The organism is Diaphorobacter sp. LR2014-1 (assembly GCF_002916785.1).
Lineage (GTDB): Bacteria > Pseudomonadota > Gammaproteobacteria > Burkholderiales > Burkholderiaceae_C > Diaphorobacter > Diaphorobacter nitroreducens.
The window spans coordinates 95,710-115,035 of the sequence record NZ_MTBE01000008.1 but is presented as its reverse complement, the minus strand read 5'-3'; the positions used below and the strand labels follow the sequence as shown (position 1 = coordinate 115,035).

Genomic DNA, 19,326 nt, shown 5'->3' with positions numbered 1-19,326 from the left:
GTAATATTACTTATTGGTAACGAATTGTCAATTTCGTTAAATTTTCCCCATGGTTACTAAGCTTACTGGTGGCTTACGTCCTTACAAGAGTTACTTCCTTCGGCGACTGTTGTTGCAGAAGGGCTTCCCTCCTGACGCGAATGCAATGGCTCGCTCCATGGCCATAGCAGCCGACTATGACGAAGCCCGTTGCTTACACCTGTTGTCGCGAGCCGAGGAAATGACCCTCAAAGAGGTATCCGACCTTTGCAATAAATTAAGCATTCCACTCCACGACTTCTTTCTGTTTTTCTCAGAAAAAAAATCCGTTGCTCCTTTTATTGCAAAACACGTCTACACACACGAACAACTCTCCTTCTACGTACCAAAACACGTTGTAGACATTCCCAATGAATGCCAACTGTCCTGGTTTACGGGTCTCTCACTGAAGTGCGATCTATCAGCAACCGATATCGTTATCTTTGAAACAAGTCAGATAAAGAAACCGGACACGGAGCACCTTCACCTCTACATCAACAACGGCAACATATCGCCGGGCTGGTTTATCCGCGAGAAAAGCAACGCTTTGAAATTTGTACACGAGAATGACAACCAAATCTCGTTTCCAATGGACAAACTCAAGCGGCCTGATTCACCCCGCGCCTCCTTTCATCGAGTGCTACTCACCCTCAATGGGAACCCATTTCATAGTGTCCCGCCAACGTAAAGTTGGCGGGAACTATGAATCTACATCAGAATGGAACTGAGGCAACATTGTTCAGGTGATCATTAAAATCCCCAACTTTTGCTGTCATCATTATCCGAACACGGTAGCCTTGCATCCGCAGGCGCTTGGCAAGCGCATTGGCAGCAAGTAGCCCGGTGTTTCGAACACCATCTCTTATTTTTGATCTGTCGTTATCAGCAAAAATAATGATCTGACGTATCTCAGTCTTCATATCGTCAGGGACTTCAAAGTTCTGAAGAACAGATGACGAGTGGCATGGCCAAACGGTCATGTCATACAAGACACTTGCGGCAAGGGCAGTTTCAATCCCTTCGCTAAGGCCGAGAACACCATCTCGCGGCATGCCAATACGAAATGCATAGCTGCCGAAACCACAGCCTGGACGGGTTTTCTTCACGTTCTCAACCGGCGCCTTCTGGCCATCTTCCGTCAGGTAGGTTGTGTGCATCTGCACCAACTGTCCTTGCGGCGAATAGCCTCGGAGCACCATTGCGTCGTAGTCGGCAAGGTGCTGCGGCCGATCAGACGAATCAGTTTCCCAGTATTGGGCCTTCGTGTAGTGGATATCCGAAGGAATCTGAGTCAGTCCAGGAACGCGACGATTCAGGTACTTCCATACCGGATCGTTCTCGCGTACTTGTCTGCTCTTACCCCAAAGGAAGGCAGTGGCCCGAAGTGATTTTTCAATCCTCTCGGCGCTGTTTTCTTCCACTCGCTTAGGCGCGGCGAGCGCCTTTTTGACCGCAACCTCGTTGGAAAGAGTTTGCTGGTAGATGTGTTTGAAGAGCTGAGTTGCCGATGTGAATCCGTAGTGTTTGCACATGAATTCATAAGCACTTTCGTACTTCGAAGATGTGCATCCCTTGCAGACCCAACGCCAGCTATCGTTTCCAATGTAGCCAGCTCGGAACCCTTTTACTGCCCCACAGATGGGGCAGTCCTGGTGCTTCTTATTGAACAAACTGGAATCAAATCCATCTGCAATAAGAAGCTTTCCCCAGTCTTTGATGATTAGACGATTAGTCTTTTCATCGTACTCGTAGAACATGGCCTCTCCTATAAAAGATGAGGCCATGCCCATGGGGCATTGCCCCTGTGGGTGATAAAGGTTGGCAGTATGCCAAGACATTAGCTGTGAGCTAATGTGCTAACTCTAACACCTTAGGGCCTCATCTTCAACTGTTTTCGGTTTCTAAAACAACAACATGCTTTAGAAACCGCACTCACCCCGTAGGGTGAATGCAGCTGTTTTGTTATGCAGCCTTCAAGATCTTCTCTTCAAAGATCTTTTCGATTGCATTAGGTAGTTGGGACAAACTTTGAGCGTACGTGGAGTGCTCAATCCAGTTATGGATGTTGTGGGCATCACCAAACCCAATACCCACGACTTCAATCCCTTCTTTCTTTGCCCATCGGATAGCAGCAAGAACCTGGTGGCCATCGTCGGGCTTTCCATCCGTCAGCACAGTAATTACCTTGCGGCGCTCCTTACGCTGTAGGAGAACTTGTGCCTCAGCAATGATTGCCTGTGCCAATGGCGTAGAGCCGCCAGCGCTAATCCTCTCAAGACGCTGCCGGGCGTGTTTATGGTTTTCACCGTACTCCAGCACCATCGTTGTTGCACCCAGACCCGCTGCAGGGAAAGCGGCAACTCTCGTTTTGGTATTGGTTATTCGGCTCAAGCCTATGGCAAAGGACAAGGCTGTTTTGCAGACTTCTTGCAAGCACTTCTTCATGCTTCCCGAGCGATCCACCAGCACCGTCATTGCCATTTCCATCCCTTGGGTTACTTGCCTGGTCTTGAAAACCTTCGTTTCACCCTGAGGGATACGCATTGCGCGGCGCACATCCAGCCTTCCCCCACTTGAGCGATACCCCGTATCACGAACTCGTGTGTTCTGGAAGGTTTTCACGATTGCCGTTACAAGTCGCCCATTGATGTAGGTATCAAGGTCATTTTGAGGTTTGCCCTCAAACTGCCCGTCGTTGACCCCACCAGCCCCATTACCGAAAACAAAAGCCACAGGGTCATCAGACTGACTTGCATCGCCTTCCGGTTGAGCTTCGCCGTCACAAGCTTGTTGAGAATCGGCTTTCATCTCCTCCGCCGCATGTTGCGATGAACGATCTGTCTGCTCTTGACCCTCTTCAGGCTTGTCATCAGGATCAGATCCGCCTGCAGATTGAGACTTTTCTTGCGAAGAGCCGCCTGTCTGCTGCGTCTGGCTACCTTGCTGAGCTTCGGCAGAGCTTTCGTTACCCTGGTCCTGTTGGTTGGCTGTCTTATCGACTGCTCCATCATTCCCTTGGGGGTCTGCTTGCTGTTGCCCCAGGCCTTCCTGTTCATCTGCGCCTTCCGCCTGTCCCGCCTCGCCAGCTTGGGAGGAAGAAACAGATTCGTCAGATCCGTCCATGCTGTCTTCAGCCGGGCCGTTTTGTGGCTTGGTTTCTGGTTTCCCTTTGCCCTGGTCAGAATCGCTACCCTGCTGTTGGTCGTGCTCGTCATCGTCTTCAGGCTCAAAGTTTTTTCCTTGAGCTTCAAACAACGACTCTGCGATCCTCGCAAAGTCTTCTGTGGTGCGTGCAATGCACTCACCACTTACAGCCATTGCCATGATCTGATTGACCTTGGCTTGATGGGCAGGCTCCTGGATGTAGCCATCGAGAATTTCGGCCGCGAGCTTGAACAAGTCACTTTCGCGATGCTCGTTCGCTTGGAGATTTGCAGCGAGAACCGCCGACATGCACAGAGATTGAATGCTGCGCAACTGAGCGTTGCTCACTTCCGCGTCTCGCACCCTCTCCATGTAGGAGGTGAGGTACTGAGCAGTGTGAGGTAGATACTCCTGAAGGGCTGCGACTTCGTAACCCATCTGCATCGCAATGGTTGCGACACGTTGAAGCTCAGAGGTCGGCCAGCAGGATTTACGGCTTCTGTCGAAGGTGTTCCCGACGATGAACGCCAGGCCAATTTCTTCGCTCAGACGAGTTGGCTCGCCAGACAAATGCGGAAGTACCGCCTTGCCTTCTGCCATATGACCAATGATGGTCTTGGGATCGTTGGCTTCGGCCCCCCAAACGAACTCAGGCTTACGCCTGAGTCCGGGGGAAACCATAGCCTCGATCAACGTGTAGTTGATCATGGCCATCACTCCTTAGAACAGGAGCCCCATTGCGGTGGATGCGAGGGGCGAGGGTTGAATAACCGATGCCTTAGGGGCCTCGGATTGATGAACATAGACTTCATCCGGCTTTTGCTTGACCACGATCTCCACAGGGGAAGTCGCGATGTCCTGCAGCTGCTGGGCTTGGTCAGTGTTCGTCGGTTGCACGGTCTCCACGAAGGCCTGGTTGAGCGAGTCAACGCGGTCAGCGAATTCCATGAGACTGGTAGTTGCTGTTTCGGGCTTGACCTCCACAACCTCTGCCTGGACCTCTGCTTGCGCCTGGGTAGACGCTTCGAAGATGCTCCAGGCACTATCAGCACCACTTTGCGAGGCAATTTGGCCCAGGCGTGCTGCTTCTTCCGGGTTGGAAAGAAGACGCGCCATGTTCCAGACGGCCATCAGTGCAGGGCCATCCACGCGGCCCTCGGGGGGCACTTGTTTCATGGTCCAGTCGATGACATCTGCCAGGGAGCCTGCCGCCATGTCCACGAAGGTGAACTGACGAAGACGATCTGCGATCCGCTTTACCGGGCGCAGAGTCTTCTGGGTGATGTAGTCACGCGCATTGCCGTTTTCGTTGACGAGGTATTGGCTCATCAAGATAGACGCTTCACGTGCAGCTTCGCGGTACAACTCACCACGCAGGCCTTGCAGCTTGGTGCGGTAGTCGTTTCCGGCTTCATCCTGCGCTTCGTCCGATGACGGAGGGGCGATTCTGAAGCTGTGAAAGTCGAAGCTCATCTTCCCAAAAACCGCCTGTGCTGTCGGCAGGTTCTGAAGGAGATGCTGATTGCCTGGGTTGCTGCTCACCCAGTCAGTCACCCATTTCTGGATGCTGGCATCGAGTGTGATCAGGAGATCCGCTTTCAGAGTATCGAAGTGCGCTTGAATGCCTTGCAGCTTCTTGAACACATCGTTGAACTCGTCAACGTGAATGGCATAGCCGCCGAAAAGCTTGATGCCATTCGAAGCAAGAAGACGATGTGTTTCGTCTTTGAGCTTATCGAAGGGCTTCAGCTTGTCGGGATCGACTAGCTTGACAGAGCCAAGGGAGGCCAGGCCAGCAGGAGGAAGGTTGATACCCTGAGGATTCAGGGCAGAGAGCTTGTCGGCCTTGATAGCGCGACGACCACTCCAAAGGTGAAACTCGGGAGCGACGACAACGATTTGGCCGTCGATAGTGGTGGAAGCATTTTGGGTCATGGTGACACTCCTAGGAGAAGGGGCACCAAGACCCATCGGGCTTGAATGCCCGTGTGGGTTGAAGGATGGCTATAAAAGCCACAGACTGCGTGTTACGCGATCTGCGAAACATTTTGCCACAGTGACTTGCGAAGTCAATCTCGCAGGCGAAAAAAAAACCCAGGCGCTGGGGCCTGGGGTCTTGTTTAGAAGTCAGTAAATGACTCCGAAGCGTGATTGCTGGGATTGCCCAGTCGCTTCTGGTTTACCTGCCTGGTCAGGAGCACGCGACCGTTGCTGGCGCGGCTCTTGACGAGGAGGTTGCCGAACTAGGGGTTCGGGGTTGCCGTCATCGTAACCATCGTCGTAATGCCCTTCAGGTTGCCTCGACTGGGGGTTGTCGCGGTGCTGATAGTTGCGGTTTTGATTACGCGGAGCAGCTCGGCCGGGGTCTTGCTTATCTTGCCCCTGTTGAGCAGGGGCGCGACGCTTGATCTCCAGGTGGATCAGCTTAAAGACTTTGCGGCTTCGCTTTTGTTGAGTAGCGGAATCGATCCAGCGACTGGTTTCTTGAATGCCAATCGCCGAGACTTCACGTCCAGGCACCAGAGTGTCGGAAAGCTTTTCAGCCTCCTCGCCCCAGGCAATGAACGTTGCATATTCCTGAACCTCTTCAAAAGCTCCCGTTTGCCGGTTCTTGACACTTCGTTTGGCGCACACGTCAAATTCACATTTGACAGTTAGCCCTACTTGGATCAATGGCGGCTGTTCAGGAATGAAGCCTTCAGCAATGACCTTGATGCTCATCTCAGGCTCCTTTCTTCAACACTTCGATGCGGTACAAGTTCTTGTGGCCATTCAGTGTTTTCTCTGTACCCATGAACACGAGTTTAATCGTGTCACCGGCTCGCACGTTGCGCTCTCGCGCTTCGCGTTCCAGTTCAACACCATAGGATGGCTTGATCGTACCGTTGCTATCGATCTTGAGGCAAAAGGACCGATATGTCCCGCTCCTTCCAGAGCGGTCAACCATGCCCATCTCTGCCACAACACCGATTTGGGTTTCCCCTTTCGCTTGGCGGGCGACAGCATCACGCAATTCCGATGCCGCTACTACCGTCTCCACCTTCTTGATCACGGTTTCTTTGGGCGTCTTTTCCAACGTCTCCGCAGTCGCAGCTTGGACCTTTTCAGGCTTAGGCTTTACAGAGCAGAGAGTCAGTAGACGTTCGAGGTCTTCACAGCTCTTGCGCTTTGCAGCAACAAGGTTTGTGTCGTCCTTATCCCATGTCAAGTTGGTCATGTAGTAGCGCGGCTTCTTCGCCCGGAGCAACTCTTTCACCTGGTTGTCGCGGATCTTGAAAACCCGCTTCACGACACCCTCCCGCTTGTACAGGTAGAGAATCATGGTGCCAAGTTCGACATCTTTTGCCGCCATGATTTTCATGGTTGCAACGAAGTCTGAGGGCGTGATTTCCTTCACAGGAGAAGCTACCGTATAAACAGCTTGGCCTGGCTTGAGCTTGGCCGAAAGGTATTCCTCACGGTTCACCTCGGTTGCTCCAACGCCTGCTTTTGCCATCCCTTTGGCTCGCTCGTACTGTGCGACCTTATTTTCGGCGTATCCACCGAACAGTCCGAGAATTGCTTTCAGAATCATTTTTATCCTAAAAAGAAGAATGATGCAGGGTCATGAACCGACGCATCAGCATTCAAGGTGCCTCCCGATTTCATGGCCAAAGCCGATTTCAGAGTAAGCATCTTTTCCTGCGGGATTGATAACCATCGGAACCAACTTTGGATGTCGGCTGATGGAACTACGGCGGGAATGCCGTCACTGGACGAGTGAAGTGCCCACCCATTACGAGTAGCCACCTCTGCCAGAAGAATTGCGAAAACTGGTTCCGCTTTATCCGCAACAACAAACTCTGAGTTCATATCCTGGGTTCGAAGCCAGTCCATGAGAGCCTTTCGTTGCGGTTGTTGAAACGACATGGCCGAGGCCAGTGTTTCGATCTCCTTGACCGCTTGCGCGATATCAGAGGGTTTGCAGTAGACGGTGTATTTCCCGTCGCAAGCATCAAAGTCGGGGTGCCTTGTTTGGAACCCTGACTTCTCAGAAAGAAACGCCACATCGAGTACCGGCTTATAGCCCTGACGAAGAAGGTCACCGATGTGGGTTCCAAGAGCTTCGAGTGCAATGTCTTTGGCGCTCTCCACCCTCCCATCCAACGTGTGGACGATATGGCGGATTGCTCCAAAAACACTCACGCCGCAAGCCCTTTTTCCGTTTTGGTAAACGGTATAGAGCTTGAGCATGTTCAGCCTGCGATCTTGCTGTACTCAGCCTTGACCTCTGCCCACATCTCCGGTGTAAGACCACCGAAGGCGCGTTGCAGGGAAAAGAGCATCGGATCTTCATTGCGTTTCGAGACGCCACGAAACCCCCATGCGAGGACGGCCCAGCGTTTCAGCACACGCGTTGACATCGGTTTGATGACCGTACTGCCATCAACGTGGTAAAGGCTGCGAATGCGGTTGGCCATTTTGACCATCACGTCCGCAACCATTTCCTGCTGATCTGCCGGCATCCCCACCTTGGTCAGGTGCCGCTTCACAACCTGGATCTCCACTTCCGGCTTGAGGTAGTCAACATTCATCTCCATGAAACGGTCATCCGTAGATGCGTCGTGAAGATGCCTGCCGGCCACAGCCAACTTACTTGCCAGACAGTTTTCGGTGAAGAAAACCCGGAAGTTCGGTTGCGGATAGATGGTTTCGCCTGTCTGGGGGACGTACACAGGGTAGCCCTCCATGAGCATGTGCAATGCGAGCATTGCATTGGGCTCAAGCGCATTACCCTCATCGAGCAACACACTCACGCCTTCCATGGCCGCACGCGCCACTACACCATAGAAGAACTTGAAGGTGCCATCGCCTTGCGGGATGAACTGACCAATCAAGTCATCTGCCGTAGTCCGGTCGTTGCAAGACAAGCTATACAACGGCCAGTTGAGGCGGGCGTGCCACTGGCTGACAAGCGACGTTTTCCCGGCTGCAGGATCGCCCTTCAACTTCAGCGCCTTCAGGCCCGAGAGCCAGAAAACGAAGAACTCGCCGAGACGATCTTTGTCGAAGGAATACTCCTCGACCGGGGGAACATTAGCGCCGCCAGATTCGCCAATCATGATCTCAACCTGGTTGAGAGCGGGGATGCCGAAAGACTCCCCCATGCTGATTTTCTTGCTAGGAACAAAAGTCGCCATTTCAGACCTCTTGAATTTCATCGAAACGTTCAATCAAATCCGCGATGCCAGCTTTGCGCATGGCATGCTCAATTCCATACTGGAGTGCTTCTCCGTTGTAGCCAGTTCGAATGCAACAGGCTTGGAATGTGAATGGGATTTGACTCGCGTAAATGCGCTTGACATGAAGCTTCCCGTTGGAAAGACGGGAGACCTTCACTTCGTACACATCAGGTTGGTAAATCCACTGCAATGCCTCAAGTTTCCCTTTGACATTGTGGTGGCCAGTCAACTGTGAGAGGTGCCAGTTAAGCAGCGCCTCGTGGAGAATGTCGTGATCGTGATCATTCCAGTTCTCCGTACCATTCGACTCGGTTTCAGCAGCGCAATCATCTGCGGCAGTCCCTGGAATCTCTTCCAAGTCGCCTTCAACAATCGTTGCCACATCGTTAGCTGATTGGATCAGCGGTTGCTCCAAGACCGCCAAGGCGCTCTGAATACCGTGACCCTCAACAAGACCAGTGATTTCGACCTCCTCCCTTTCGGGTCGAGGCTTAGTTTCGATTGGCGCTTCATCACTCCAAATGGAACTGAATAGATCCATTTGAAGAATCGAGCTTTTACGCTCGAACATGGCTTTTTCCATGATTTGCTCCAAAAAAAAGCCATGCCTCTTGCGAGACATGGCATTGATGGATGAGCAAGAAAGACCTGCCCATATAAAGGTGTGGATAAACCACTTTTTCCGCACAAGGCGAAAACCAAAATTTATCTCAATCTAAACTTTGGTTATCACCCTAGAAAATTAACCAAGCATCCACCCCGAAGGGTGGATGCAGGCTAATTATTGAGCCGCATTGACTGCGGCATCAATCGCAGCTTGGCGCGACTGGACTTTTTGGACAGCGGGGGAAGCGCTGTCATTGGCCATTGCAGAGAAGCCAGTGATAGCAACGAGAACGGCAAACACAATACCCATCAGTTTCATGATGAACTCCAAGTGGAATAGACGAAATTAATTCGCCAAGATTGAGGGAAATGCCCAGAAGAATGGGCCGATGATCCGACTAGGGTCGGAAGTGAGCGCGCAATTGAGCGCAAACTTTTGAAGCGAAGCGCAAGCGGATGCTTGGCATATAAGGGCGTGGACAGGCCACGGATTTCGCGCTGGGCGAAAATTCAAAAGCTCAAAGTGACTTTGAGAGCGCTTGAATTTTGACCCGGAGGGCAGAAGATGGCAAGGGATAGCAAGTCCATGTGCTGCTACCCCTTGCATCTGTTTGTGCAAGGTTGTTTGCGCTTTTGGCGCGGCCCGATGCCGTCACATCGGGTTTTGGCTGTAGGGGCTGAGATATTTAAGCCTGTCTCTGCCGCAGGACCGCAGAGTTTTAACCGTGCGATGCGACCATCATAGCATAGCTTTCCCGCGCCACAAGGGCTATCTCTTGCCAAAAAGAGGCTGTGAGTTGGCAATCAGAATAGACAGAGGTATGAGCGCAATACAGACCCAAACCGGGACTATGGCGGGATTGATGTTCAAAGGTGCGGAGAGATAGAACAACGGGGCAAACAACATCGGCATAACGAACCACAGCATCAACGAGAAGGTTGCTGGCCGAATGCTCCCGAAGTTGTAGGACTTGATGACTCGCTGCGTGTAGCCGTCATAGACAGCAGCAGCGATTACTGGCACCAGCAAGGCGAACCAGCTCAGGACAATCAGCAATCGAATGCAAACCACATAGAACGATTGAATGAAACCCGTGAAAACGCTGTTCATCGCCTTGAAGAGCAAACCACCTGATCCGGACTGCGGGCCGAAGAGGTCAAACTTCTCCTGTTCCTTTTTTGAGTAGACCCCCTTCTCGGCCACGCGAACTGCAAGGTTGACGGGGGTATCCTTGAAGAGCACATCAGCCTGGCCAAGCAACATAGTTGTCCACCTTGGTCCAAGAGCGTTCTCTGTAATCCGCAGCTCTTCTTGGATGAACTCATTCATTGTGTCGCCACGTCTCAAGAACGGATTCACGCAAAGACTCACGAGGAAGAGGATCAGCCAAAAACGTATGTGTGTCTGAATAGACATAGCTTCCTCTCAGATCCTTCTTTGAAGCGCCATGCCCAAGGCAACGTCATCAAGCGCCACCGCCATCAACCGAATCTTGAAACCCAGCCGGCGAGATACTCCACGATATTCACTCGCGGTGCGGACGAAGCAGTGACGCTGTAGCTTGCGGGCCCAATCATCGAAGGTCTGGTAACGGAGATCCCACCGGGTCAACTCGCCCGACGAATCCAAGCCAATGAGGTCGAATTCAGCAATTTTTGAGACACGCTCACAAAGTTCATTGGCAAGCAGTGATTGGATCTGACTTGTGCTGCCCCCAACTTCACGTTGGTAAGCAATGGCAGCGCTGACAGCCGAGTCCATGGCCTCAACGAGAATTGGGCTATTACCACTTATTCCTAACGTCGATCCAATGGCATTGTTCACGGCAATGCATGCACCTTGAAATATCGGGTATGCGTTCAGGTGATTGTTTAGATCACCTGCCGACTTACTGCGTGAAAGAAGGGACTCAATTCGAACCGATGGTCGGTAAGTGCATTCTTCAATAAGTTGGAGATCACCAATTTTTGCACGCAGCACTTGATGGCCTCCAAATTCAATAATGTTACTCGTCACTACAGTCACCTCAACCCATTGTCACCACTGGGATTCTCCCCTTATAAGCCATAGTGCGATTCACAAGTGCCAGGTATTGCAGATCCGGCAACCCTTGAAGAATCTCCACTGAAACCTTGGGAACTTCTTTATCACTGATAGAGCGCGTGCCCGATGCTGAATACTCAAGACCAGTATCCTCAGTCTTGCTGCCGGTGCCCTTGTTTTCAGCCATTACCGATATTGATGTTTTACCGAATTTCTCGGCAATCATCTCTGCCGTTTCTAGATCTTGGATGGCACCAACAATCAGATTATTCATGTTCCCCATAAATCGTTTGGCAGATGCCTGATCATTACCGAAGGCCACAACCAAGTCGGAGAATGTTTGACCCAGCGCCCAGATGAATATGTTTGCGCCACGTCCTTTATTCGCCTGCTGCACCAGTGGCTCGCACATCACGTCGCCCCACTCATCTACCAGCAGGTGCACTCGGCGGCGTTCGCCGCCGTCCTCTCCCTCCATGCCGTAGTTGAAGATCTCAGCCGCAACAGATGCCATATCGGCAATAGTCATTGCGGCAAGTGCCTTCCCCACAGATGGGTCAGCCAAAGCGTCGGTTCCGATGTAGAGGACATGTCCGCCGCTGATGATGCGCTTCATGTCCATGATCGGGCGCTTGTCCTCAGCATCCTCATAGTCAGGCGAGAGCAGGCCCTTCAAATCATCCGTCGTCAGCTTTGTGAGCATCGGCAAGATGCTTGTGATCATCTTTCCGAACCATTCCTGGGATGTCATGACGATAGAAAGGAGACCATTGATGTCATCGCTCTTCATCGGCAAGCCGGCCTTTACCGCCTCAGCCTTGGTTTCTGGAACCTCGGCGTAATAGACCTTGATCATTGCCGTCAGCTCAGGAATGCTGGTTTCGATGTCACCTTTCTTTGGTCTCCCGCCCGCAGCCCCTCCAGAATTCATGGCCTGCTCCACCCTGTCTATCAACTGGGGGGCCTCTTCTGTGAAAAACTTCTTCAAGACTTTGTAGGCGATTCGCTCTGTAGCGGATCGGCTTTCCATGGAGTTTTTCAAGGTGACCAGGTTCACGCGCATGCCGATGTACTTCATGGCACTTGTGATCCGGTGGACCGCATTCCAGCAGAAGCCAGTGAAAGAATCGTCATTGGTGCTGCCAAGAACAAGTGAAATTCGGGATGCAACCTGTGAAACCCGATCCCAGTTTTTGAGCAGATCCAGGCGAATGGATTCCGAAGCAAAAGCGGGGTGCAGCATCATGAACTTCTCAGGCTGGCCGATGTGTTCACAAGCCAGACGGCAGATCTCGCGCAGTTCCGCGTCCCCTTTGGGGTCGATAACGATCACCGTGTCACCCTTGGCGATCAGCTGGGTCAAGATAAGTGCTGCCAACCTTGTCTTGATTGCACCAGTGGTCGCGATGATTGCGCAGTGCCCTTTGAGGGCATCCATGGGAGAAAGAACATCCTTCTCATTGGCCTTGGGTTCCAGGCCATGCACCCATTGCAGGCCCCGCATATCGGCGGGTTTGTGCTTCATGCCAAGCAACTTAGTGACCCAAGGCTCCGGGTAAATCTTCTCGGTATCGTGCTTGCTCAGCTCGTACGCGATAGCCGTGTGGCGAGGCTCCCATCTCCAGCCCCGGCCAAGCCAAAGATTGTTGCCAATGGCGGGCATAGACGCGAGCAGATTCCGCACAGGAAGGATCTCAACGCTTGACCCAACAAGAGCAAGTTTCCGCTCTACAAGCTCGCGGCCCTTGTACCCCCGCCACAAGCCCATACCGAGGCACAAGACAACCAGTGACACGCCGGCTGTGTACCCAATATTGAAGATTGCACCAATAGCCAGACACCAAAACGAGGAAATGATCCACGCTGCCGCTGCTTTCGCTTCGTATATTGGGCGGAGGTAAGTTCTATATTCGATGCTCATTTATCTGTCAGGCCCAGTTTGTCCGTTAGGATTCGCGCGAGTAAATAGTATTTGTCTTTGACCGTGCTATTCGGCGATACTGGTAGTTCATGCATCTTTTTCCCTCTTGCCTTAGGGTCCGCATGCAAATAACCTGCATCGCCAAGTTTTGAAAGAAAACTTGCCGGATTGAGCGTAATCCCATCAAAGGAGTCCCAAGGGACTGCAATATATTTTTCGGAATAAAGAAGCCTATCTTTATAGGCGTCTGTTTTGAGCTTATCAATTAGTTTTACGAGCTGGCCGGATACAAGACCATCGTTAATCGACTTGATTACTGCATGCGGGAGAATATCCTTGTAGGTCTGCTGGGGTGGATTCGCCTTCTTGGATGCCTCTTCTTGAGTAGCAGCCTTGGTCACTACCAGCTGAGATTCACCTGGCTCGCTATTGGACGGCTGTGCAGCTTCTTCTTGATCAATCGAAGGTGCATCCACAGACATTCCAATAGTCGCCGCCAGCGGATCGGCTGCTGGCGGTGGGGGGGCCAGGACTTCATCACTACTTGCCTTGGGCGCGGAGGCCGTGACCTCGGACTGAGTTGGCGCAGACTGTTCAGCATGGACTGGTGCGCCCTTGGTTTCAGTGCTCCCCTGCTTTGCGGCCTTGGAATCTGTTTGAACCTTTGATGTCTCGGCAGGACTTGCCTTTGCGTACTCTCGCGGGTCGTAATCAGGGATAACGATATTGGGCTTCAGAAGTTTTAGGGCGCTTGTAATGACACCATCAGCATCTGTAATGTCATTGAATGCTCCACCCAATTGATCGATCTTGATGAGATCTTCATCGGCCATCATCGTCATCAGGGCTTCAGGGCTCTCTGGTGTTTGCGCAATGCCTTTTGATGCGAGCTGGCGCAGGATGTCCTGGGCGGCTGTCGGCCATTGCAGGTAGATTCCGGTTGAATCGACGTGCAAAGGTGACCGATTGATCGACCAGGCGCCCTCCCTCAAAAGACTGCGAAGTGCGTCAATGATGTAAGGCGCAAGATGTTGGCCGTACTTCACCCGGCCATAGTTACTTGGCATGCGCGCTTGTTCTAGCGTCAGTGCCTTCTTCCACATGGAAGCGATCACATCGTAAGCAATCGAGTTGAACTCTTTTCGAATGCCGGCTGAAACTTCGATGAGAGCGGTCATCATCTGCGGGGAGCCTTGCTCCAGCCACTCAATGGCCTTATCCCCAAGTATGTTCACCGCGAGAGCGCTCCCATTGACGCTCGGACCAGGCTCCAGAGTTCCACGGGGCCATGTGAGAAACACCTGGGAAACCTGGGCTTCCTTGCTCCAAAACCCCAAGCCCTGCTTGCGCGCTGGCCAAATTGAGCCATTGCCCTGAACGCGAATAGATTCGATGGTTTTGCCTACTGGCCAGAGAAGTCCAGCTGCAAAGCAGATGTAGCGCCAACGGGTTTCAAGCTTGTGCCGGTCCTCAACGCCCAACATGCCGGTGAAGATGCGGCCATCTGCAGCTTGGAAGCTCAGAAACGCCAGATCCAGCGCGGCTCGAAACAGCCCACCAGGCCCGCCATATTCTCGATCCTGTGTTGCAGGAAGGTTGAGGATGTAGCTGGCAAGGTTTTGAATGGGAACGATGTATCGGTCCTCGAAGGCTTTGTGTGGAATGGCAGCATTGATGCGCACTCTTGCAATGAGATCCGCTTGGCCTTCCATCAGTTCTTCCACCGATGCCAACGGCAAGCCGCCATCGACAGGGGGATATTGGACTTGACTCACCACCCTTGGTGACTCAATCACCGCCCCAGAGTTGGGCTGAGTCGATCCGGCTGCTGCGGATGCCTTAGACGAGAAGAGCCTACGGAAGAATGACATACGCCATTCTTGCTTCCCTTCTATTTTTTTCATTGCCGCATAACTGCCGCTAACGGTCGTATGCGCAATTTTTCTGTGCAATTAATAGCTCTGACTGGTAAACTTTGCACACAAGCAGATGCTTGCCCTCGCTCTTGCGAGCCTTTCTCACCCAGTTGGGGCCACCCCAATTGGAGTGGCTCCTTTTTTTTTGGAGCCACAATGATCCCTCTTGAATCCAATGACCTTCTTGGTCTTGTCGAGAAGTTCGCTGCTCGCGGCGTCCTCGAAGCCATCAGTCAAAATCGGATTTCCTTGGAGCTTGCGCAGCTACTGGCTGTGCTTTCCAAAGAAAAGCAGACTGAGGCCATCCACGCAATCCAGACGCTTGACTACGCCGTCGGTATAGACGAGCTGCGCGCCAGCATTGAGTCCAAAGCACTGCGACTTGAAGACCTTCCGGCATCTCAGAAAAGGGAAGCGGCCTGCAAAAGCTGCATCCACAACTCTTTGCTGTCATCGAAGGTTTTTCCGATTCACATTGCCCCAGGGCTTTGCACAAACGGCGATTGCAACCTCATCAAGCATTGCGAAAGTGGCGCCGTCAACGGCAACAGGAAAATTGAAAAGAACCTGTCTCCCGCGAGGACCAAATCCTTTGACGACACTCGCGAGAAGCTGTGGCGCAACGGCCTGAAGCGGTTCGTACTGGAGGCAGATCGTGGCCTTAACCGCGTCCTACTCCTGTGCATGCTTGCTGGCGGCTGGAAGACAACAAGTGACTTTGGCGAGTCAGTCTTCAAGTGCAAAGTCAGCCCTGCAAAAGCGCTGGAGATGGCAAACGCGATGGAAGACCCCGCAGTGCTTACAGAAGGCCTGCAGGAGATTGCGGTCAATCTAGTTGACGAGGCACCACTTGAACAGGTGCGTGAACTGCTGAAGGCTCTGCAAGTCCCTTTGGGACGGTATTTCCCCATGCAGAAGACGTTTCTCGAACAACTTGATCAGGCCGGCATAAGCCGCATCGCGAAGGAGCTGGGAGTCGTGGAGGGCGAAGAAATCAAACAGGCTGGGGAAACCGGGCTCAAAGAGTATGCATTGGCCGTGGCCAATTCGATACCCGATGAGTGCTTGATTGATTATTTCCCTCCTGAGTTTCGGCCTTAATGATCATGAGGATGTGCCTAGGCGCATCCTCATGTATCATGGATAGAACTTCGTCCTAGTGGCGAGATTGTGACCGTGTGTCACCCCTTAATCGCGTAGGCTCTGTCTGCGCTCGTTCCTGAGAATGTTGTCCCTGACAGCATTCGCATGAGCTTCATTTTTTGATTTGATATCACGTGTCATGGGCGACCTGGCACGTGTTTCAAATTAGTACGCTGCAAAGCGTGCTCTCTACTGTGGCGCCCGCAGGCTAAAGGATTCCGAGATGGTGTTCTTTAGCCTGCGGGTGCCACTGGCATCTTGGTGTCATGTGTGCACTCTGCGGGAGATCTTCACTTCCAAGGAGCGGCATCATGGAATTTCTTATTTTTTCTCTGTGTGTTTTCGCCGGCACACTGATCAGCACTCCGATTCTGCGCGTAATACGCAAATGAGGAAGCTGTCACACCGGCAACGCACGAATTCAAAAAAAAGGGGAGCAGGTAATACTGCTCCCCTTTTTCTTTGGGCCGATGGCCAGGCTCTGATCTCAGCTAGACGGATGGATTTACAGATCGTGCAGGCGTTATTCGAAAAAATCATCGTTGGCCTCTGCTTGGGCCATGAGCGGCGACGGCACGATGGGTGGTTCGATTTGAACGTCTTCAAACCTGAACCCCGCCTCCTTCATGAAGATCGGCATCTTGCCCGAGAAGGCTATATTCAACTGGGCACGTGCACGGGTCATGCCCACGAACATCACTCGTCTTTCAGCTGGTCCTGTGGTTAGAGTGCTGTCATCGTCACGTTCGTCAGCTCCAATGATGTAGACGTTATCCCACTCCAGGCCTTTACTACCATGCATCGTTAGCAGCCGGATCTGTCCCTCCTCGAACTCCTCCTTTTTCTTCGTCCTGAGGAGCCTAATCCTGCTTTTCAGGTGCCCAGAAATGCGCAACAAGGCACTCTCCACATGCTCCAGCCCCGACTTCAGCCGAGTGACTTTGGGGTGGTCGTCACCATTCCTTTTTGCGTTGGCACCAAGCGTTGAGTACCAGGTCGGGAAAATGGCAACCGACTCTCGAATGATCAACTCGTAAGCATCATGGCTCGCGCCGGGCCTGTAGATCGATGATGCCTCCTTTGCCTCCTGGCGCCACTTTCCAAAAGCACGCGACATTTCCTCAAGGACAAAAACTTCAGCATTCGAAGCTCCGGGAATATCTGGCACATGTCCACGCCTAAATGCCAGTTGGGTCGTTTGTAGCTGTGACAGCAGACCGTTCACAGTTCCCCGGTCAAACCCGAGTAGCCCCATCGTTTGGGACAACATGTCAGCCCCCCCAGACATCCAGAAGGTCATCATTGCCGTGTAGGCAGATATGTCCTCTCGGTCCCATAGCGATGATCCCTGGCGGTGGTAGGGAAGACCGTACTCTTTGCACGCAGCCTCGGCCGCATCAAGATTTATGTTGGTTCTGGAAAGGATGGCGCATGAGTATGGCGGAGCAAGGTTTTCCGCAATGTGACCACAAGCCCATTTGGCCTGCTCCACGATGGTCCCAAAAGATGAGACCTTGACATACCCCCCTGCCCCCTTTACTGCCACCTGATTTTTTTCTATTCGATCCGGGTTGTTGAACCTGATCAACTGAGTTGCGTGGCGGACGATTTCTTCATGGCTCCGGAAGTTCTCAGCGAGGCGGACAACCTCTGCAGATGTCTCATCCCGGAACTTGATCATCCCCTTGTATCCGGCAGCTGAGCGCCAGTCATAGATGGTCTGGTCATCATCCCCAACCAGCGTTGTTGTGCAGCCGTTTTGAGCCTGTGTGATGGCTATTTGAATCTGGAGTTCATCGCAGTCTTGGCCCTCATCGACAAGCATGTGAGTGAAAGGCAGAAGCTCCATGTTCCCATCGCGCATTTGGATGGCCACTGTCCGCTTGATCGTTGCAAGGTCCATCATTCCACCCGAGCGCAACCAGTCGTAGTAGGCTTCAATCAGCTCAAGGGTGGTAGGTGATTTTTCTTTGATCTCCTTAATCAGCGCTTCACGATCAATCACTGCCTGGTATGCATCAAACCACGGAGCGTGGTTTTCGAACTTCCCGATACCAAGCTCTGCGCAGAGCTGCCAGATTCTCGGTGCCTGTGCCTGAGGACTGAGGAGCTTCATGCGCCCGTTGGTCATGAGCTTCATGTGCCAAAGGGTGAGTGAATCGAAGGTGCTGATTCTCAGGCGGTCCTCAGATGGTGGTGGCAGGCCTCCCGCCTGGAACCTTTTGTCCAACCGCTGACGCATCTCCGCGCTGGCTTCGCGAGTGAATGTGGTCATCAGCATTTTGCTGGCGGGATTCTGGAGTATCGACATCACCTTCTCGATGCTCGTGCTCGTCTTTCCAGAACCAGGCCCCGCGAACATCACAAGATTACCTTGCCAGTCAACCGCTGCTTGTTGTGAACGCGTGAGTGCCATAGAAATTAGCAAAAGACCCGACTCGCCGAGCCGGGTCTTTAAGTAGTTGAGTAAAAGTCAGCTGAGGTTGCGCTGAACTAAGCGGCAGCAACTTCAGGCTCAGGCGCGGTGGAGCTGGTAGCCTGTTCCTTCGACGCAGAGAGCCCGGCCATGACTTTCACGGGGTCAGCGTTGTCCGGGATCTCGATCCCCCGGCGATCCGCCTCAAGCTGGGCTTCTGCGTGAGCCTCGGCGTCCTTTTGGGCTTGAATTGTCTGCTGCAGCTCGACATCATCCGATTGCTCTGCATGGATGCGTTGGGCCTCCTTACGCATCTTGATCGACTCGTTGCGAATGGTGCCGCTGAAGGAGCGCACAGCGGCCTTGGTCTGAACCTCCTCCTTTTTGCGCTCCTCGGCCGACATGAGGCCATTCAGCGAACACGTACCCGTCAGCTGCAGCACCTCGTCCTGCAATTGCAGGATCTTGAGGAACTGCATCATGTGACTGTGGATGATGGGCACCAGGTACTTGCGGCTGTGCAGATAGCCGGCATCGACATCGTGGCCGTTGTTGGAGACCACTTCGCGCAGGCGATCACGCTTGCCCGTGAGCAGCTTCTGAATGGCATCCAGCTTGGTCGCGGAGACCTGGCTGTAGTTGGTCAGGATTTCCTCGTTGAAACCGCGCCGGCGACGGTAGACGGTTTCAGCGAACAGGTTGCGCGAGAGCACCTTGTAGTTTTGGCGGTACTCCTGCCAAACAGGGGGTGAGTAGAACTCAACTTCGCGAAAGGCCACCGGATCGGTAAAGCGATCCATGTAGTCGTTGCCGAAAACTTCGCTGAAGGCTTTACGGTGGCGATCCTCAAAGAGGATAGAACTCTCTGCGCTCATGTGACACTCCTAGGTCGTACT

The 19,326-nt window shown here is 52.7% G+C and carries 17 protein-coding genes; 2 read left to right on the top strand and 15 right to left on the bottom strand.

Going from position 1 to position 19,326, the window contains the following annotated elements; translation table 11 throughout:
• Nucleotides 1–49 precede the first annotated feature (49 nt).
• On the top strand, nt 50–706 hold the full coding sequence (locus tag BV908_RS22155; RefSeq protein WP_146052240.1) for a hypothetical protein: 657 nt from the start codon (nt 50–52) through the stop codon (nt 704–706).
• Between the two features lie 25 nt (nt 707–731).
• Here BV908_RS22155 and BV908_RS08980 read toward each other — a convergent pair whose 3' ends face one another.
• From BV908_RS08980 to BV908_RS08925, 13 genes are all read right to left on the bottom strand, one after another.
• A complete protein-coding gene (locus BV908_RS08980; RefSeq protein ID WP_172751376.1) occupies nt 732–1,775 on the bottom strand; it encodes a toprim domain-containing protein in 1,044 nt (347 codons plus the stop codon).
• A 205-nt stretch (nt 1,776–1,980) separates the two neighbouring features.
• The gene (locus tag BV908_RS08975) at nt 1,981–3,870 is read right to left on the bottom strand and encodes a vWA domain-containing protein (protein WP_172751375.1); all 1,890 of its coding nucleotides are present in this window, start codon (nt 3,868–3,870) and stop codon (nt 1,981–1,983) included.
• Nucleotides 3,871–3,882: 12 nt separating this feature from the next.
• Nucleotides 3,883–5,097: a DUF3150 domain-containing protein gene (locus BV908_RS08970; RefSeq protein ID WP_172751374.1), complete on the bottom strand. Its 1,215-nt coding sequence runs from the start codon at nt 5,095–5,097 to the stop codon at nt 3,883–3,885.
• A gap of 192 nt (nt 5,098–5,289) precedes the next feature.
• Nucleotides 5,290–5,883, bottom strand: a complete 594-nt coding sequence (locus BV908_RS22150) for a single-stranded DNA-binding protein (protein ID WP_146052239.1) — start codon at nt 5,881–5,883, stop codon at nt 5,290–5,292.
• Nucleotide 5,884: 1 nt separating this feature from the next.
• Nucleotides 5,885–6,736 (bottom strand): hypothetical protein, encoded by an 852-nt coding sequence (locus BV908_RS08960; protein WP_103737901.1) that lies wholly within the window; start codon nt 6,734–6,736, stop codon nt 5,885–5,887.
• Nucleotides 6,737–6,738: 2 nt separating this feature from the next.
• Entirely contained in the window at nt 6,739–7,395 is a 657-nt protein-coding gene (locus tag BV908_RS08955) for a hypothetical protein (RefSeq protein ID WP_103737900.1), read from the bottom strand.
• Nucleotides 7,396–7,397: 2 nt separating this feature from the next.
• On the bottom strand, nt 7,398–8,363 hold the full coding sequence (locus tag BV908_RS08950; protein WP_103737899.1) for an AAA family ATPase: 966 nt from the start codon (nt 8,361–8,363) through the stop codon (nt 7,398–7,400).
• A complete protein-coding gene (locus tag BV908_RS08945) occupies nt 8,344–8,967 on the bottom strand; it encodes a hypothetical protein (RefSeq protein WP_146052238.1) in 624 nt (207 codons plus the stop codon). The genes BV908_RS08950 and BV908_RS08945 overlap by 20 nt, the downstream gene beginning before the upstream one ends.
• Before the next feature lie 198 nt (nt 8,968–9,165).
• Nucleotides 9,166–9,309 carry a hypothetical protein gene (locus BV908_RS22425; protein ID WP_172751373.1) on the bottom strand — a complete coding sequence of 48 codons (144 nt, stop codon included), beginning with the start codon at nt 9,307–9,309 and terminating at the stop codon, nt 9,166–9,168.
• 450 nt (nt 9,310–9,759) lie between these two features.
• Nucleotides 9,760–10,320, bottom strand: coding sequence for a DUF4400 domain-containing protein (locus BV908_RS08940; RefSeq protein ID WP_172751372.1), 561 nt, complete (start codon nt 10,318–10,320; stop codon nt 9,760–9,762).
• Between the two features lie 96 nt (nt 10,321–10,416).
• On the bottom strand, nt 10,417–11,007 hold the full coding sequence (locus BV908_RS22145) for a hypothetical protein (RefSeq protein ID WP_146052237.1): 591 nt from the start codon (nt 11,005–11,007) through the stop codon (nt 10,417–10,419).
• A gap of 10 nt (nt 11,008–11,017) precedes the next feature.
• The gene (traD, locus tag BV908_RS08930; protein WP_103737895.1) at nt 11,018–12,955 is read right to left on the bottom strand and encodes a conjugative transfer system coupling protein TraD; all 1,938 of its coding nucleotides are present in this window, start codon (nt 12,953–12,955) and stop codon (nt 11,018–11,020) included.
• Nucleotides 12,952–14,826: a TraI domain-containing protein gene (locus BV908_RS08925; RefSeq protein ID WP_172751371.1), complete on the bottom strand. Its 1,875-nt coding sequence runs from the start codon at nt 14,824–14,826 to the stop codon at nt 12,952–12,954. Before BV908_RS08925 ends, traD begins: the two co-directional genes overlap by 4 nt.
• Before the next feature lie 201 nt (nt 14,827–15,027).
• On the opposite strand from BV908_RS08925, the gene BV908_RS08920 reads away from it, so the two are divergent.
• Entirely contained in the window at nt 15,028–15,972 is a 945-nt protein-coding gene (locus BV908_RS08920) for a hypothetical protein (protein ID WP_103737893.1), read from the top strand.
• Nucleotides 15,973–16,537: 565 nt separating this feature from the next.
• On the opposite strand, the gene BV908_RS08915 is transcribed toward BV908_RS08920, so the two are convergent.
• A complete protein-coding gene (locus BV908_RS08915) occupies nt 16,538–18,430 on the bottom strand; it encodes an ATP-dependent helicase (RefSeq protein ID WP_103737892.1) in 1,893 nt (630 codons plus the stop codon).
• 77 nt (nt 18,431–18,507) lie between these two features.
• Nucleotides 18,508–19,305, bottom strand: a complete 798-nt coding sequence (locus tag BV908_RS08910; RefSeq protein ID WP_103737891.1) for a hypothetical protein — start codon at nt 19,303–19,305, stop codon at nt 18,508–18,510.
• Between the last annotated feature and the right edge of the window lie 21 nt (nt 19,306–19,326).

Excerpts from the sequence above, each read along its gene's own strand:
- BV908_RS22155 (WP_146052240.1), top strand. The coding sequence starts at position 50 with ATGGTTACTAAGCTTACTGGTGGCTTACGTCCTTACAAGAGTTACTTC.
- BV908_RS08980 (WP_172751376.1), bottom strand. The coding sequence starts at position 1,775 with ATGTTCTACGAGTACGATGAAAAGACTAATCGTCTAATCATCAAAGAC.
- BV908_RS08975 (WP_172751375.1), bottom strand. The coding sequence starts at position 3,870 with ATGATCAACTACACGTTGATCGAGGCTATGGTTTCCCCCGGACTCAGG.
- BV908_RS08970 (WP_172751374.1), bottom strand. The coding sequence starts at position 5,097 with ATGACCCAAAATGCTTCCACCACTATCGACGGCCAAATCGTTGTCGTC.
- BV908_RS22150 (WP_146052239.1), bottom strand. The coding sequence starts at position 5,883 with ATGAGCATCAAGGTCATTGCTGAAGGCTTCATTCCTGAACAGCCGCCA.
- BV908_RS08960 (WP_103737901.1), bottom strand. The coding sequence starts at position 6,736 with ATGATTCTGAAAGCAATTCTCGGACTGTTCGGTGGATACGCCGAAAAT.
- BV908_RS08955 (WP_103737900.1), bottom strand. The coding sequence starts at position 7,395 with ATGCTCAAGCTCTATACCGTTTACCAAAACGGAAAAAGGGCTTGCGGC.
- BV908_RS08950 (WP_103737899.1), bottom strand. The coding sequence starts at position 8,363 with ATGAAATTCAAGAGGTCTGAAATGGCGACTTTTGTTCCTAGCAAGAAA.
- BV908_RS08945 (WP_146052238.1), bottom strand. The coding sequence starts at position 8,967 with ATGGAAAAAGCCATGTTCGAGCGTAAAAGCTCGATTCTTCAAATGGAT.
- BV908_RS22425 (WP_172751373.1), bottom strand. The coding sequence starts at position 9,309 with ATGAAACTGATGGGTATTGTGTTTGCCGTTCTCGTTGCTATCACTGGC.
- BV908_RS08940 (WP_172751372.1), bottom strand. The coding sequence starts at position 10,320 with ATGAATGAGTTCATCCAAGAAGAGCTGCGGATTACAGAGAACGCTCTT.
- traD (WP_103737895.1), bottom strand. The coding sequence starts at position 12,955 with ATGAGCATCGAATATAGAACTTACCTCCGCCCAATATACGAAGCGAAA.
- BV908_RS08925 (WP_172751371.1), bottom strand. The coding sequence starts at position 14,826 with ATGTCATTCTTCCGTAGGCTCTTCTCGTCTAAGGCATCCGCAGCAGCC.
- BV908_RS08920 (WP_103737893.1), top strand. The coding sequence starts at position 15,028 with ATGATCCCTCTTGAATCCAATGACCTTCTTGGTCTTGTCGAGAAGTTC.
- BV908_RS08915 (WP_103737892.1), bottom strand. The coding sequence starts at position 18,430 with ATGGCACTCACGCGTTCACAACAAGCAGCGGTTGACTGGCAAGGTAAT.
- BV908_RS08910 (WP_103737891.1), bottom strand. The coding sequence starts at position 19,305 with ATGAGCGCAGAGAGTTCTATCCTCTTTGAGGATCGCCACCGTAAAGCC.